12 protein-coding genes are annotated in these 15,642 nt (G+C 62.0%); 4 read left to right on the top strand and 8 right to left on the bottom strand.

The annotated features are described in order from the left end of the window. The first annotated feature begins 851 nt into the window (after positions 1–851). On the top strand, positions 852–2,828 hold the full coding sequence (locus ACQY7U_RS11195) for a M23 family metallopeptidase (RefSeq protein ID WP_428644469.1): 1,977 nt from the start codon (positions 852–854) through the stop codon (positions 2,826–2,828). An 88-nt stretch (positions 2,829–2,916) separates the two neighbouring features. Here ACQY7U_RS11195 and clpB read toward each other — a convergent pair whose 3' ends face one another. The 6 genes from clpB to ACQY7U_RS11225 form a co-directional block, all read right to left on the bottom strand. Beyond that, positions 2,917–5,514: an ATP-dependent chaperone ClpB gene (gene clpB, locus ACQY7U_RS11200; protein WP_428644470.1), complete on the bottom strand. Its 2,598-nt coding sequence runs from the start codon at positions 5,512–5,514 to the stop codon at positions 2,917–2,919. A gap of 215 nt (positions 5,515–5,729) precedes the next feature. After that, the gene (locus ACQY7U_RS11205; protein ID WP_428644471.1) at positions 5,730–6,443 is read right to left on the bottom strand and encodes a DUF4167 domain-containing protein; all 714 of its coding nucleotides are present in this window, start codon (positions 6,441–6,443) and stop codon (positions 5,730–5,732) included. A gap of 361 nt (positions 6,444–6,804) precedes the next feature. Then, positions 6,805–7,659 carry a peptide chain release factor N(5)-glutamine methyltransferase gene (prmC, locus tag ACQY7U_RS11210; RefSeq protein ID WP_428644472.1) on the bottom strand — a complete coding sequence of 285 codons (855 nt, stop codon included), beginning with the start codon at positions 7,657–7,659 and terminating at the stop codon, positions 6,805–6,807. Between the two features lie 4 nt (positions 7,660–7,663). Continuing rightward, the gene (prfA, locus tag ACQY7U_RS11215) at positions 7,664–8,737 is read right to left on the bottom strand and encodes a peptide chain release factor 1 (RefSeq protein WP_428644474.1); all 1,074 of its coding nucleotides are present in this window, start codon (positions 8,735–8,737) and stop codon (positions 7,664–7,666) included. An 85-nt stretch (positions 8,738–8,822) separates the two neighbouring features. Further along, positions 8,823–11,090: a phosphoenolpyruvate--protein phosphotransferase gene (gene ptsP, locus ACQY7U_RS11220; protein ID WP_428644476.1), complete on the bottom strand. Its 2,268-nt coding sequence runs from the start codon at positions 11,088–11,090 to the stop codon at positions 8,823–8,825. 73 nt (positions 11,091–11,163) lie between these two features. Beyond that, entirely contained in the window at positions 11,164–12,414 is a 1,251-nt protein-coding gene (locus ACQY7U_RS11225) for an aspartate kinase (protein WP_428644477.1), read from the bottom strand. Positions 12,415–12,618: 204 nt separating this feature from the next. Between ACQY7U_RS11225 and ubiG the strand changes: the two genes are divergently transcribed. The 3 genes from ubiG to ACQY7U_RS11240 all read left to right on the top strand — a co-directional run bounded on the left by ubiG (position 12,619) and on the right by ACQY7U_RS11240 (position 14,783). Further along, complete coding sequence (gene ubiG, locus ACQY7U_RS11230; protein ID WP_428644479.1) at positions 12,619–13,383, top strand: bifunctional 2-polyprenyl-6-hydroxyphenol methylase/3-demethylubiquinol 3-O-methyltransferase UbiG; 765 nt, start codon at positions 12,619–12,621, stop codon at positions 13,381–13,383. Continuing rightward, on the top strand, positions 13,380–14,075 hold the full coding sequence (locus tag ACQY7U_RS11235; RefSeq protein WP_428644481.1) for an alpha/beta fold hydrolase: 696 nt from the start codon (positions 13,380–13,382) through the stop codon (positions 14,073–14,075). Before ubiG ends, ACQY7U_RS11235 begins: the two co-directional genes overlap by 4 nt. 216 nt (positions 14,076–14,291) lie before the next feature. Further along, positions 14,292–14,783 carry a hypothetical protein gene (locus tag ACQY7U_RS11240; protein WP_428644482.1) on the top strand — a complete coding sequence of 164 codons (492 nt, stop codon included), beginning with the start codon at positions 14,292–14,294 and terminating at the stop codon, positions 14,781–14,783. 117 nt (positions 14,784–14,900) lie between these two features. On the opposite strand, the gene ACQY7U_RS11245 is transcribed toward ACQY7U_RS11240, so the two are convergent. Beyond that, positions 14,901–15,416, bottom strand: a complete 516-nt coding sequence (locus ACQY7U_RS11245; protein ID WP_428644484.1) for a DUF1178 family protein — start codon at positions 15,414–15,416, stop codon at positions 14,901–14,903. Beyond that, a partial coding sequence (locus ACQY7U_RS11250) for a nitrilase-related carbon-nitrogen hydrolase (protein ID WP_428644486.1) occupies positions 15,413–15,642 on the bottom strand: 230 nt, incomplete at its 5' end. The genes ACQY7U_RS11250 and ACQY7U_RS11245, both read right to left, overlap by 4 nt.

Genomic DNA, 15,642 nt, shown 5'->3' on the forward strand with positions numbered 1-15,642 from the left:
ACCCGTCCGACCCAATCGGCTTCCTTGTCTGAAAGATCAGCGTACCTGCGTAACTCCTTAAAACCCTCAACTCACGCCGAGGATCGCAAGGCCAACGCCGCCTACGCTTCCCTTCCTTCAAATATCAAATTGTCAAAGAACCATTCACTTGCCGTGAATGTGGCACTTAGGCCCTCAACCAAAGACGTCAAGTCTGCTTCCTGTTGCCAGGTTTGAGCGACGATGATGTCCGGTAGAACCGACAGCGAGGAGCGCCGTGTTGGCGGCGCCGCCGTCGATGAGCGCGGTTATACGCAGGCCCCGAACCGGAGTCAACACACTTTGTCAAAAAAGATTCACAGAACGCTGTTTTTATAAATTCTCTTATTAATTACATAAAGTTAGACCTTTTCGGCGATCCAGGTCCAGCCGTATTCCCGCCTCTCGGGCGCATCAGATCCGATGTCCGGCAACTGACCTCCACACATTATATATAAGCTCCACCTGAAGGATATATAAGCTCCACCTGAAGGCGGTTTTCGGCAGTTCCCGGAAATCCCTGCGGACAGCAAGTCCATCCACGCCGCTTCACGACCCGTACAGGGCCTGTTCCGCTCCGGGCGCGGTTACGGGTTACCGGGGAAAGGCCGTCTTGCGCATTAACGCCATCACAGAACCGTCAAATTCTGTCTTTACGGACTTACCCGCCGCGACGGGACTCCGCTTTCGCCGCGCAGAAACATTTGACGTTTTTACTCAAACACTGCATGAAGCAGGTACAGGTCGTCAGGCCGGGTTCAAGGTAACAGCCTTTGCACCGGCGTCGGCGGCTGATCCGCTGGCAGGCTGTAGGACGGACCGGACAGGTACATATGCATTTTGGCCCTTTCCATAGCGCGCAGACGATACGCATCGAGCTCGGGAACGAGCCGCCGCTGCGCGGATACGAAGGCCGGAGCGGCATGTCCGACCGCAGACAGGTATCCTTGCGCTGGCTCGCGGGCACCGTATTGACCGGCGTCACCTCGCTCTTTCTCATGGGCGGCGCCCTGATGGCCGCACTTGACGGCCAGTATAGTGTGGAAGCCGCCCCCTCCCCGGACACCTACCTGAACGGCATCACGGCTTCGGGCAAGGGCGGACGCAAGGGAGACAGGGTGCTCAGATCCGCAGCCGAGTATTCCAGCAAGCAGGTACTCGACCTCAATGTGGTCACCCGGGAAGGCGACCGGGATCACATCCGCGTCCAGCCGCATGTCTTCGTCAGCGCCAGCCTCGCGACACGCAAGGATCCCGAATTCGCCGCGCGCATTCCATCCTTCAATCCCCTGAACATGTTCGCCGACAACAGGGATGACGATGCCCCCTCGGGATTGGGAGACACCGGCACGGCGCTCCTTGCCGACTCCCTTTACGGAGCCAAGCTGGAGAGCGAAGTCAGCATCAGCCTGACGCCTTTCCCGGCCGCCAGCGCCGCCATCAATTTTGACAGGACCCCGTCCGAGGCCGAAGTCGAACTGGCTGTACGCGACACCGCCCGCACCCTTTCCATCGATGCCGTGGACATGGCCGCCAAATCCCTGGTCGACCCCGGCCGCTTCGACTTCAATCTGGCCATGCAGCCGGACCTGGAACGCTATGCGGTCCGTATCACGCCCGAGAACGTGTCTTTCGTCTCCAAGCGCGACGAAGAGATCCGCTTTGCCGGCATGGAGGAGAGCATTGTGCCCGTCAGTGCGGGACAGGATCTGATCGACCTGCTGATGGACCACGAAGCACGCCAGAGCGAAGCGCAAAACATCGCCGCCGCCTTCCGCAGCAACTTCGGCATCTCCGAACTTGCCGACGGGCAGCGGCTGCGGATCGCCTTCGCCCCCTCGCCGGACGATCTGGAGCGGATGCGCCCCGAGCGCGTCAGCCTCTACAGGGAAACCGACCACCTTGCGACGGTCGCCCGTTCCGACAGCGGTGGCTACGTCCGGGCCATGGAACCGAGCACCTTCCTGGCAGACGCTTTCGCGGAAGCGGACCGGGTTTCCTATGGCGGCCCGACACCCGCGATCTACGACAGCATCTATCAGACAGCTCTCGAACAGGACATGCCCGAAGAGATCATCGACGACCTCGTGCGCATGTTCTCCTTCGACGTCGACTTCAACGCCCGGGTCCAGCCCGGGGATGCGATCGAGCTGTTCTTCACCGAGGGCGACGAGAACAACGGACCGAAGATCCTTTATGCTGCGCTCAATACCGGCAACACCAAGCGCGAGTTCTACCGCTTCAGGACGCCAGACGACGGTGTTACCGATTTCTACGACGCCTCCGGCCAGAGCGCCAAGAAGTTCCTGATCCGCAAGCCCTTGAATGGCGGCGTGTTCCGCTCGGGCTTCGGCATGCGCCGTCACCCGATCCACGGCTACACCAAGATGCACCGCGGCGTCGACTGGGCTGCCTCACGCGGCACCCCGATCATGGCCGCGGGCAACGGAACGGTCATCAAGGCCGGCTGGAGTTCTGGCTACGGCCGGCGCATCGAACTGCGCCACACCAATGGCTACACGACCACCTACAATCACATGTCCGGCTTCGGAAACGGCATCCAGGAAGGCGTCCGCGTCACCCAGGGCCAGATCATCGGCTATGTCGGCTCGACAGGCCTTTCCACTGGCCCGCACCTTCACTACGAGGTCCTTGTCAACAGCCGCTACGTCGATCCGATGCGGATCAAGCTGCCCAAGGGACGGACACTGGACGGGGAAATGCGCACGGCCTTCGAGGAAGAGCGCTATCGGGTCGACACTCTGCTCGAGCGCGCACGCAAACCCTCACGGATCGCGGCGATCAACTGATCCCGGACGCTGTTGATGGGAACCAGGCTGAAAAGCAAGGCCCGCGGAACCTTGGTCCCGCGGGCCTTTTTATGCTCGCAGCGCCGCCTCAGGCTGCGGCGATTTCCGATCCTTCAACCTGAAAGACCAGTCTGTCGCCACCGGCAGAAACAGTGACCGACTGCCCGTCCAGAATGTCTCCGGCCAGCAACCTTTCGGCCAGCGGATCCTGAACGTCCTTCTGGATCACCCGCTTCAGGGGACGCGCGCCATAGGCGGGATCGTAGCCCTTCTGCGCCAGCCAGCCGAGGGCGCTGTCGTCCAGTTCCAGCGTGATCTTGCGCTCGACCAGCAGCTTGCGCAGCCGCTCCAGCTGGATCTTGACGATATCGGCCATCTGGGACCGCTGCAGACGGTGGAACAGCACGATCTCGTCGAGCCGGTTGAGGAACTCCGGACGGAAATGCCCGCGCACGGTTCCCATCACCTCGTCCCGGACGGCATCGGTATCCTGGCCTTCCGGCTGATTGACCAGATATTCGGATCCCAGGTTCGACGTCATGATGATCAGCGTGTTGCGGAAATCGACCGTCCGGCCCTGGCCATCGGTCAGTCGGCCATCGTCGAGCACCTGAAGGAGCACGTTGAAGACGTCATGGTGTGCCTTTTCGATCTCATCGAAGAGAACCACCTGATAGGGCCGCCGCCGGACGGCTTCGGTCAGGGCGCCGCCTTCCTCGTAGCCGACATAACCCGGAGGTGCGCCGATCAGCCGGGCAACGGAGTGTTTCTCCATGTATTCCGACATGTCGATGCGGACCATCGCGCTGTCGTCGTCGAAGAGGAAGCTGGCAAGCGCCTTGGTGAGCTCCGTCTTGCCGACGCCGGTGGGTCCCAGGAACATGAACGAGCCGATCGGCCGGTTCGGGTCCTGCAGACCTGCCCGCGCCCTGCGAACGGCTGTGGACACAGCATGGATCGCTTCCCCCTGACCGATGACACGGGTCGCCAGGACGTCTTCCATCTTCAGAAGCTTCTCGCGTTCGCCTTCCAGCATCTTGTCGACCGGAATTCCGGTCCATTTCGACACCACCTGGGCAACGTGAGACGGCGTGACCGCTTCGTCCACCATCGCATCGGCATCCTCCGACGCCTCGGCTTCGGCCAGCTTGCGCTCCAGATCCGGGACAACGCCATAGGCCAGCTCGCCGGCCTTGGCCAAATCGCCACGTCGCTGAGCGATTTCCAGGTCGATCCGGGCCTGTTCCAGCTGTTCCTTGATCTTCTGTTCAAGGTTCAGCTTTTCCTTTTCACTCAGCCAACGGCCGGTCAGGACCTGCGACTTTTCCTCAAGGTCCGTCAGTTCCTTTTCCAGCTTCGCCAGACGGTCCCTGGACGCTTCGTCGTTTTCGACCTTGAGCGCTTCCCGCTCGATCTTGAGCTGGATGATGCGGCGGTCCAGTTCGTCCAGTTCCTCCGGCTTGCTGTCCACCTGCATCCTGAGCCGGCTGGCAGCCTCGTCCATCAGGTCAATTGCCTTGTCCGGCAGAAACCGGTCGGTGATGTAGCGGTTGGAAAGGGACGCCGCCGCGACGATGGCTGAATCCGTAATCCGGACACCGTGGTGGAGTTCGTATTTTTCCTTGATGCCGCGCAGGATCGAAATCGTGTCCTCGACCGTCGGCTCGGTGACGAACACCGGCTGGAACCGGCGGGCAAGAGCCGCGTCCTTCTCCACGTGCTTGCGATACTCGTCAAGCGTCGTCGCACCGACACAGTGCAGTTCTCCGCGCGCAAGCGCGGGCTTCAGCAGGTTGGACGCATCCATTGCGCCTTCCGCCTTGCCGGCGCCAACCAGCGTGTGCATCTCGTCGATGAAGAGGATGATCATGCCGGCAGCCGCCTGCACCTCCGACAGCACGCCCTTCAGCCGCTCCTCGAATTCACCGCGGTATTTCGCTCCGGCAATCAGCGCGCCCATATCGAGGGCCAGAAGCTGCTTGTCCTTCAGCGATTCCGGCACATCGCCGTTGACGATGCGGAGCGCCAGTCCTTCGGCGATCGCCGTCTTGCCCACGCCCGGCTCGCCGATCAGCACCGGATTGTTCTTGGTCCGGCGGGACAGAACCTGGATCGTGCGGCGGATTTCCTCGTCGCGGCCAATCACGGGATCAAGTTTGCCCTCCCGGGCAACCTGGGTCAGGTCGCGGGCATACTTCTTCAAGGCCTCATACTGGTTTTCCGCAGTGGCACTGTCCGCGGTCCGGCCCTGGCGCAACTGGTTGATGGCCTCGTTGAGGCCGTTGGGCGTGACGCCATGGCGCTTCAGGAGCTTGCCGGCATCACTGTCGCCCGCCATGGCAAGCGCCAGCAACAGGCGTTCGACGGTGACATAACTGTCGCCCGCCTTGTCTGCGATCTTCTCGACCTGGTCGAACAGCCGGGCTGTCGCCTGGCCCATATAAAGCTGCCCCGAACCGCCCGAAACCTTGGGCATCTTTTCAAGCAGATCGTCCAGTTCGCCCTTGAGCGCCCTGGCCTGCCCGCCGGCCCGTTCGATCAGGCCGTTCGCCATGCCTTCCGGATCGTCGAGAAGCACCTTGAGGATATGTTCGGGTGTGAATTGCTGATGACCCTGCCCAAGGGCAAATGTCTGTGCCGACTGAATGAAACCGCGGGCACGCTCGGTGTATTTCTCAAAGTTCATAAGATACCTCCTGCCCGTCCGCACCACCCGAAGCGTGGGGAACGTTATGGAATACGGACCCCTGATCCGGGCATCCGTGCAGCCTTCGAAAGCACTGCTCCCCTAATATAGTGTTGCAAATTCACAACAAAAGCCCCCATCCGCGAAAAGACGGCACAAACAAAAACGGCGCCCGATTGGGCGCCGTTTTTCCGGTAAAACCTTGTTTCGGGCGATTATTCGCCCGGCGTTGCGGTCTCGGCAGGGGCCTCGTCGGCGGCCTTGACCCTGCGGGGCCGGGCGGCCCGGCGGCGTGGCTTCGGCTGTTCTTCCTCGGAAGACGCATCTTCCCCCGAAGGGGTGCCTTCCGGTCCGGATGCCCCGGCTTCAGCGGCTTCGGCAGCCTCCTTGCGAGGTGCCCGTGCGCGGGGCGTGCGGGTCCGGCGGCGCGGTTTTTCGTCCGCTTCGCCTCCATCGCCGTCAGCTTTCTGACCGGCGCCGTTGACCTGACCTTCCTGATTGATGACCGGCATGTCCTCGATAAACGGCTGCGGGCTGTCTGCGTCAACGACCTCGCCATCAGCGGAAACACGTTCGGAGTTCTGCCGCTCGGCGCCGTTCACAGAACCTGCGCCATTTGCTACGGCCTGATCCCCGCTGTCCTCCGCGTCGCCGCGTAAGGACGGCTGCGCGGACGGCTGCTGCTGCGGCTGCGCAGCAGCCACGATGCGCAGATAGTGTTCCGCGTGCTGATTGTAGTTCTCGGACATCACGCGGTCGCCCGATGCCTGGGCATCGCGGGCCAGCTGCTGATACTTCTCCGCAATGTGCATCGCTGTGCCGCGGATTTTCACATCAGGACCGTTGGATTCGTAAGTCCGGGTTAACGGATTAGGACCCTTGCGGCCCCTTCCGCGCATGCGCTTATTGCTTTGATTTCCTGGTCTCATCCTGCCGTTTTCTCTTGCGGAACGGCGATCAGCATATGCTGACCCAACATCGGAATTGCCTAAAACCGATACGAAATACTTGCCGAAACCAACCGTGCTGGTTAGCGGCTGTCACTGAAAACACTCGCAGCGCGTCACAGGCCAGAGGCCAACGCTCTTGTCTTTTTCTTCGACAGTCCGAAATACCGGATAGTCCGAAATGCAGTGGTTTCCTTCACGCTGTAACTGCGCTTGTCCCCACACTGCCGGATGCGTATGCCCCGCTGAACGCTGATCACATCTCCGGTCTCGGCGTGTTGAACCTACCCGTTTCCGCCCCGATTTCCAAGCGCTTTTTCACCTTTGCCTGAAAACGGTGGATTTATGACTTCCGGGCGACGGCGACCCGGTCGTTCCCGGCGAGATCCTTAATGATTTCAATCGCTCCAAAGCCATGATGACGCAGCTGTTTTTTCAGATCCTCCGCCTGATCGAAGCCGATTTCCAGTACAATCCCGCCGCCGGGACCCAGAAGATATTCCGCATCCGCGACAATCCGGCGATAGGCCTCGAGACCCGATTCTCCACCGTCCAGCGCCAGGACGGGGTCGTGGCGGGTCACTTCCTCGGACAGGCTCGCAAGAACGGCGGTGCGGATATAGGGCGGATTGCTGATCACCCAGTCCAGACCGCCGTCTCCCGCCTGCCGCAAGGCTGAAGTGTAGTCCGCGCGCACAGGCAGAAGCCGCTCCGCGACGCCGTGAAGCCTCGCGTTGGCCATCGCGCAGGTCAACGCCTCCTCGGAGAGGTCGACGGCGATCATCCGGCTGCGCGGCATTTCGCAAAGCAAGGTGACCGCAATCGCGCCCGTTCCGGTACCGATGTCGCACATTGTCAGGGCCGCGTCCGGGTCACTTCGCGCAAGAACGGCGTCGATCAGGGTCTCCGTGTCCGGCCGTGGTTCGAGCGTCGCGGTGTTCAGGAGAAAACGCCGCCCGTAGAATTCCCGTTCCCCCAGGATCCGGCCGACCGGCATGCCCGCAAGTCGGCTTTCCGCATGGGACAAGGCCCGGGCTTGCGCGTCTTCGCCAACCTCGTCGTGCTCTCTCAGGATGAGGTCCGAAACCGCAAGGCAAAGCGCGGCGCTGACAAGCAGCTTCGCGTCGAGCTCGGGCGTGGGCAGACCGGCTGCGCGGAACCTGTCCCGGACCAGCCGGTAGAGCGCACCGGTCTGCATGCCCTTAAGCTTCTTCGCTCGCCAGCAGGTTGGCCTGGTGGTCGACGATCAGCGCGTCGATCACTTCGCCAAGACCTTCCCCGGCAATGATCTGGTCCAGCTTGTAGAGGGTCAGTCCGATGCGGTGATCCGTTACCCGCCCTTGCGGAAAGTTGTAGGTCCGGATCCGTTCGGAGCGGTCGCCGGAACCGACCTGGAGGCGCCGGGCTTCCGTGCGCTCACTTGCCGCCCGTTCGCGTTCCTCGTCATAGATGCGCGCCCGCAGAAGCTGCATGGCCCGGGCCTTGTTCTTGTGCTGGGAGCGTTCGTCCTGGACCGCAACCACGATGCCCGTCGGCAGGTGAGTGATGCGGACGGCGGAGTCTGTCGTATTGACGTGCTGTCCACCGGCGCCGGAAGCGCGGTAGGTATCGATCCTGAGATCGCTTTCCTGAACGTCGACGTCGACATCTTCAGCCTGAGGGAGAACGGCGACGGTCGCGGCGGACGTGTGAATGCGCCCGCCCGACTCGGTGGCCGGAACGCGCTGGACCCGGTGCACACCGGATTCGAATTTCAGCCTGGCAAACACGTTGTCGCCGGAAACCGAAGCGATCACTTCCTTGTAGCCGCCGACTTCACCCTCGCTGGCGGACAGGATCTCCACCTTCCAGCCCTGAAGTTCGGCGTAGCGCTGGTACATTCGGAAAAGGTCTCCGGCAAACAGCGCGGCTTCGTCGCCGCCGGTACCTGCGCGCACTTCCAGGATGGCGTCGTTGGCATCCGCCTCGTCCTTGGGCAATAGCCCGATCCGCACGTCCTGCGTCAGTTCTTCGAGGCGTTCCGCCAGTTCATCGCGTTCAAGCTCCGCCAGTTCGCGCATTTCCGCATCGGTCTGGGGATCGGACAGCAAGGCCTCTGCCCCCGCCAGATCCTCTTCGACCTTCCTCAGCGCCCGAATCCTGGCGATCAGCGGCTCCAGCCCGGCATATTCGCGCGACAGCTTCACATAGGCAGCGGGATCCGGGTTCGACGACATCAAGTGTTCGATCTCGGCAAACCGGTCCAGCAGATTATCGAGTTTGTGACGCGCCAGCATCCGCGCAGTTTCTCCTAATTACCTGTTTTTCAGGTGAGTTACGCCAGGGTACGGACACATAATCTTGTACGTACCCTAGTGCCCGCTAGAGGGCGACATCCGTCTCGGCGGCAAACCGCTTCAACACTTCGCGGATATTCCTGTCATCGTGCCCCGGCTCCAGCCTTGGCTGAAGGCGTGCCGACAAGCGGCCGACGTCAAGCGTGCGCAGCATCGCCTTCACCGGCCCGAGGGCCGCGGGCGACATCGACAGGTCCCGGAACCCGAGCCCGACAAGCGCCATGGCTTCGAGCGGACGTCCGGCCAGCTCACCGCACAGGGTCAAGGGAACATGCGCTTTATTTGCCGCATCGACGATGGATTTCAAGGCCCTGAGGAAAGCAACGCTCAGAGTGTCGAACCGGTCGGCGACGCGGGTGTTGCCCCGGTCCACGGCGCAGAAAAACTGGAACAGGTCGTTCGAACCGACCGATACGAAATCGACATAGGCCATCAGCTCTTCGAGCTGGAACAGAAGCGAAGGCACTTCGACCATCACGCCCAGCCGTATGTTCTCCGGCGTGGCATGACCGTGACGGCGCAGGTGCTTGACTTCCTTGTCGACGAGTTCCTTGGCCTGCAGGAATTCATCGACTTCGGCAACCATCGGGAACATCAGTTTCAGGTCGCGGCCGGCCCCGGCATGCAGCAAGGCCCGGATCTGCGTGCGCAGCAACCCCGGACGGTCCAGTCCGAGCCTGAGGGCGCGCCAGCCCATGGCCGGGTTCTCTTCCTGGATGGAGCGCAGATAAGGCAGAACCTTGTCGCCGCCGATATCCAGCGAGCGGAAGGTCACCGGCTTGCCGTCGGCGGCATCCAGAACCTGCCGGTATTGCGCTTCCTGTTCGCGCATGCGCGGGAAGGAAGAAGCGACCATGAACTGCAGTTCGGTACGGAACAGGCCGACTCCGGCAGCACCCGACTCGGCCAGATGCGGCAGGTCGACGAGAAGGCCGGCATTCATCTGCAGGGAAAATTCCACACCGTCCCTGGTGACCGACGGCTTGTTCCTGAGGCGGCGGTACTGCGCCTGGCGCCGGGCGCGGAACCGAACCTTTTCGGCATAGGCATGTTCAAGATCGGTTGCCGGGCGCAGGTGCACTTCGCCCGAGTCTCCGTCCACGATGATCGCATCGCCCGCATCCGCCTGGCTGACGATATCCTCCACCATGCCGACCGTCGGAATACCGAGCGCCCGGGCAACGATGGTCACATGGCTGGTCGGCCCGCCTTCCTCGAGAACCAGCCCCCGGATCCGGTCGCGGCCGTAGTCCAGGAGCTCGGCAGCCCCCATGTTGCGGCCGACGATGATCGCGTCCTGCGGCAGTTCGTCGATGCCGGGGCCGTGCTCGTGCCCCATCAGTTCGCGGATCAGGCGATGAGCCAGATCGTCGAGATCGTGCAGCCGCTCGCGCAGGTAGGGGTCGGTCTGGCGCAGCATGCGCGCACGCGTGTCGCTCTGCACCTTTTCAACGGCCGCCTCGGCTGTCAGACCATTACGGATCGCTTCCTCGATCTTGCGGATCCAGCCCCGGTCATAGGCGAACATCTTGTAGGCTTCGAGAACTTCGCGATGTTCGCCGGTGGCCGCGATCTCGCCGCTGGCCAGAAGATCGTCGATGGAAAGGCGCAATCGGTTGACGGCCGCCTCGAGACGCGACTTTTCCTTGTCGCTGTCCTCGGCAATCAGGTTGGTAATGACCACGCGGGGCTCGTGCAGAACCACGTGGCCAAGGCCCACCCCTTCGGCAAGGCCGACACCGTTCACGGAAATCGGGCGGGACATATCGAGCCCGGTATCTTTCTGGGCGATTGCTTCCAGTTCGCCGGCGGCCACCATTTCGGCGATTACCATTGCGGTGGTCTGCAGCGCCTCGACCTCGTCTTCCAGGTAGGTCCGGTGCGACTGGTTCTGCACCACGAGGACGCCGAGCGTACGGCCTGCCCGCAAAATGGGCACGCCAAGGAACGAATTATAGGCTTCCTCGCCGGTTTCCGGCAGATAGGCGAATCCGGGATGGGCGCTGGCGTTCGGCAGGTTCAGCGGCCGGGCCTCGGCCGCGATCAGTCCGACAAGCCCCTGCCCGACCCTGAGGGAGGCGTTGTGAACCGCTTCCCGATTCAGGCCTTCGGTCGCATAGAGCTCCAGGACGCCGTCGGCGCGCAGGATGTAGACCGAACACACTTCGGCCACCACGTTCGACGCGATCAGCACCACGATCTTGTCGAGTCGCTCCTGCGCCGTGATCGGCTCCGCCATGACTTCACGGAGCCGGCGAAGCAAAAGGCGCGGTCCGGCTAGGTTGCTGCGCATCGCGTCCCCGTGTGATCCCGTTTCGGGCAAGCTCCGGCCCTGATCCGTTGCCGGAGCCCGCTTACCGGATGAACTATCCGTCTAACCCGTATAGCGAATGGAGAGTCCGCACCGCAAGTTCTGCGTATGCTGAATCTATTAGCACGGAGATCTTGATTTCCGAGGTCGTGATGGCGCGGATGTTGATGCCCTTGGACGCGAGGCCCTTGAAACACTGAGCGGCGATACCGGCATGCGAGCGCATTCCGATGCCGATCACCGACACCTTCACGACGTCGGTGGCCCCTTCCAGGTTCTGGAATCCGATCTCCGTGCGGTTGTCTTCCAGCACCTTCTTGGCGCGCTCGTAATCGGCTTCGGGCACGGTGAAAGTGATATCTGTCTGCTTTCCGTCCGGCGAAATATTCTGGACGATCATGTCGACGTTGATATTGGCATCCGCCAGCGGACCGAATACCGACTGGGCTACGCCCGGCTTGTCGGCCACGTCACGGATTGAGATCTGGGCTTCGTCCTTGGCATATGCAATGCCGGTGACAACCTGCTGTTCCACGAGTTCGTCCTCGTCGCAAATAAGAGTACCAATCGGAAGGCCGTCATTGCCGACCTGGGGCGCTTCCGGATCATCGAAACTGGAGCGCACGAATGTTCTGACACCGTGCACCATCGCCATCTCGACGGAACGCACCTGAAGCACCTTCGCACCGAGAGAGGCCATTTCCAGCATTTCCTCGAAGGAAACGCGGTTCAGGCGCTGCGCCTTCGGCACGATGCGCGGGTCGGTCGTATAGACCCCGTCGACATCGGTATAGATATCACACCGGTCGGCCTTGATGGCCGCGGCAATGGCCACGGCACTGGTGTCCGAGCCACCGCGGCCAAGCGTGGCGATGCGGTTGTCCGGCGCCACGCCCTGGAAACCTGCCAGCACGGCGACCTGACCCTGTCCGATCCGCTCGACCAGAAAGCTGCCGTCGATCTCGCGGATGCGGGCGGCGCCATGATTCTCGTCGGTCTTGATCGGCACCTGCCAGCCCTGCCAGGAGCGGGCGTTCACGCCCATGTCCTGAAGCACGATGGCCAGGAGGCCGGAGGTCACCTGTTCGCCGGAAGCGACAACGGCGTCATATTCGCGGGCATCATGAAGCGGCGACGCCTCCCGGCAGTACTCCACCAGTTTGTTGGTCTGTCCGGCCATGGCCGAAACGACGACAGCAACCTGATGGCCGGCATCCACTTCCCGTTTGACGTGGCGGGCGACATTGCGGATGCGATCGAGATCGGCAACCGAAGTTCCGCCAAATTTTAAAACCAGTCGGGCCATACCACTCTTAAATCTTCTTGTCGTGTCAGGAAGCGCCTGACGCGCCGGATGGATCGGCGCACATGCATACAGGCAGAGTTCCCTTGCTGCAACAGCTCGATGATCCGGGATCCCTTGACAAATGAGCCAAGACACGGGAACGACAGCATCAGAAACCTCAACCGGCCGCAGTCCCGCGGCCCCACGTCTGGGAAGGATCGTCCGATGACAGGCAAGGCTCATGCGAATTCCGGTACGATCGACAGCGAGGAAGTCGCCCGCTTTTCCGCCATGGCGGAAGAATGGTGGGACCCGACCGGCAATTTCCGTCCGCTGCATAAGTTCAATCCGGTGCGCCTCACCTACATCAAGCAGGAAGTCTGCCGCCATTTCGGCCGCGACCCGAAAGCGGCCGACGCCTTCAAGGGATTGCGTTTCCTTGACATCGGCTGCGGTGGCGGCCTCCTGAGCGAGCCTATGGCCCGCCTCGGCGCCGAGGTCGTCGGCGCGGACCCGTCCGAAACCAACATCGAGATCGCAAAACTCCACATGCAGAGTTCGGGCCTTGCCATCGACTACCGGGCCGAGACCGCCGAAACACTGGCCGCCGCTGGCGAAACCTTCGATGTCGTCCTCAACATGGAGGTGGTGGAACATGTCGCCGACGTGCCGCTGTTCCTGGAGGCGACTTCAAGCATGGTGCGCCCGGGCGGCCTGATGTTCGTCGCGACGATCAACCGCACACTGAAAGCCTATGCGCTTGCCATCGTGGGCGCGGAATACGTGCTGCGCTGGCTGCCGAAGGGCACCCACAGCTACGAGAAACTGGTCAAGCCCGCCGAAATCGAGGGCCCGCTGAAGGCTTCGGGCCTGACCGTCACCGACCGGACCGGCGTCAGCTACAATCCGCTCACCGACAGCTGGGGACAGTCACGGGACATGGATGTAAACTACATGCTGCTGGCCGAGCGTCCGGGAGACGCCGGATGAGCGACCCGATCGTCTTCGTTCCGGGCCTGCTCTGCACCGAAGCCCTTTACGCCCCGCAGATCGTTGCCTTCGCGGACCGGCCGATCATGGTAGCGAACCATCGGGAACACGACAGCATCGAGGCGATTGCCGCCAGCATCCTGGAGCAGGCACCGGACCGTTTTTCACTGATCGGACTTTCCATGGGCGGCTACGTCGCCATGGAGATCATGCGCGAGGCGCCCGAACGCGTCGGCAAGCTTGCCCTGCTTGACACCAACGCCCGTGCCGACACGGCGGACCAGACCGAGCGGCGGAGCTTCCTGATCGACCTGACCCTCAAGAAGGGCTTCAAGAAGGTTCCCCACCTGCTTTATCCCGGCTTCGTTCACGAGCGCCGCGAGGAAGACGAGGACCTGAAGGCGATTGTTGTCGACATGGCCATGGACACCGGTCCGGAGGCCTTCATCCGCCAGCAGACCGCCCTCATGAACCGCATGGACGCCCGGCCGAGGCTCGGGGAAATTGCCTGTCCCGCACTCGTCCTCGTCGGCGATGGCGACCGGCTGACCCCGCTTGAAATTTCGCAGGAGATCCACGCACACATCCCCGGCAGCGAACTGGCCGTGATCGAAGGCAGCGGACACCTTTCGACCCTGGAAGAACCGGACAAGGTTACCGCAAGGCTGCGCGATTTTCTAAATAAGACTTAGAAAATACACCTTCCCGAACCTTTCAAACGGCATTAAGAACTTTTCGCATCTTTGATCCTCATCAAGGATGCGGCTATAACCGACGCTACAGTTACGTCACTTCAGAGACGCCAACCTGATCGGCCACGTCTACCCGCCGTTCCCGCAAATGCCAGCCCGGCATCTGCCGCGGACAGAACGGACGCCGTGCACCGGTCAACAAGCGGAGGATGGTCCATGTCCACCAAGAAAACCCAGGGTGCCTTCGATTTCAGCTCCATGATGACCAACTGGCCGCCGCTGCCGGCCTTTTCGAACTGGGCCTTTGCAGAACGGGAAGACCGGATCGAGGAAAAGACGGTCGCGAGCTTCCAGAAAATGGGTCAGACCCTTTGGTCCCATACGGAAAAGGCCTTTGACGATCACATGAATTTCGTCAGCCACCGCCTGCATGAGGATTTCGAATGCGCCAAGTCGCTGAGCCAGTGCACGGCGCCTGAGGAAACCATGGCGACGCTGCAGGATTTCTATTCCCGAATGGCCAGTGAATATCAGGAGCACTTCGAAAAACAGGCAGCCCTGTTCCGCAACAGCTTCAGCGAAAATGCCGCGGCGGTCGAGGCGCTCAACGAAACGGCCCTGGAAAACGTCAACGAGCTGAGCAAGGCTGCCGAGGAAAGCCTCACGGAAGCGCAATCGCCCAAACCGGCACGCAAGCGGAAAGCCTGATACGGTCTGACACGGCCTGCAACCGCAATTTTGGGGTTTGTGAGCGCGGGCATTACCGCCCGAACCGCCGTCGTGTGTCACGCGTGATGGCCGGGGTGGCGTGCCCCGGCCGCCGTTTCAGTTCTTGTCGTCGGGAAGTTCGGGCAGCGGCAACACCGAAATGCCTTCCTCCTGAAGCGCCTCGGCGTCTTCAAGGGTTGTTTCCCCGTAGATGCTGCGTTCCTCGGCCTCGCCATAGTGAATCTTGCGGGCCTCTTCGGCAAATCCCTTGCCGACGTTTTCCGAATTCGCGATCACCTGTGCCCGAAGCGTACGCAGGGCTTCGACGATCTCGCGGTGGCGCACGTCCGTTGGCAGCAAAGCCGCCGGTTGCGTCTGGCCCGGGGCGGCGGCCGGGCCACTTGCTTCCGTTTGGGCAGGCGCCGCAGGCTCCGCTGCGGCAGAGGCCGAAATGGCCTCGCGCTTCCTCGACGTCGAAACGGCCGGAGCCATCAGCGCCTTTTTGACGTCGGAACTTCCGCAGACCGGACAGACCACCAGCTCGCGGCCGCACTGGGCCTCGAAGTCGCCGGAGTTCCGGAACCAGCCCTCGAACGAATGGGCCGCTTCGCAGATGAGCGTGTATCTGATCACGCCGGCATCTCCTTCAGGCCGCTGACATGGCAGTCGAACGCCCGTTCGTTGGCGATTGCCGGGATCCGGCCCCGCGCCTTGGACACCTTGTCCGTATCGATCTCCGCCAGCACATAGCCCGGCTCGTCATGGTCCAGTTCCGCGATCACAGCGCCCCAGGGCTCCACCACAAGACTGTGGCCATAGGTTTCCCGGCCGTCCTCGTGCAGGCCGCCTTGCGCCGCGG

It is taken from the genome of Roseibium sp., assembly GCF_050301095.1.
Lineage (GTDB): Bacteria > Pseudomonadota > Alphaproteobacteria > Rhizobiales > Stappiaceae > Roseibium.

Coding starts and splice junctions, on each gene's coding strand:
- ptsP (WP_428644476.1), bottom strand. CDS start 11,090: ATGCGCAGCAACCTAGCCGGACCGCGCCTTTTGCTTCGCCGGCTCCGT.
- ACQY7U_RS11225 (WP_428644477.1), bottom strand. CDS start 12,414: ATGGCCCGACTGGTTTTAAAATTTGGCGGAACTTCGGTTGCCGATCTC.
- ACQY7U_RS11235 (WP_428644481.1), top strand. CDS start 13,380: ATGAGCGACCCGATCGTCTTCGTTCCGGGCCTGCTCTGCACCGAAGCC.
- ACQY7U_RS11240 (WP_428644482.1), top strand. CDS start 14,292: ATGTCCACCAAGAAAACCCAGGGTGCCTTCGATTTCAGCTCCATGATG.
- ACQY7U_RS11205 (WP_428644471.1), bottom strand. CDS start 6,443: ATGAGACCAGGAAATCAAAGCAATAAGCGCATGCGCGGAAGGGGCCGC.
- ACQY7U_RS11195 (WP_428644469.1), top strand. CDS start 852: ATGCATTTTGGCCCTTTCCATAGCGCGCAGACGATACGCATCGAGCTC.
- ubiG (WP_428644479.1), top strand. CDS start 12,619: ATGACAGGCAAGGCTCATGCGAATTCCGGTACGATCGACAGCGAGGAA.
- prfA (WP_428644474.1), bottom strand. CDS start 8,737: ATGCTGGCGCGTCACAAACTCGATAATCTGCTGGACCGGTTTGCCGAG.
- clpB (WP_428644470.1), bottom strand. CDS start 5,514: ATGAACTTTGAGAAATACACCGAGCGTGCCCGCGGTTTCATTCAGTCG.
- prmC (WP_428644472.1), bottom strand. CDS start 7,659: ATGCAGACCGGTGCGCTCTACCGGCTGGTCCGGGACAGGTTCCGCGCA.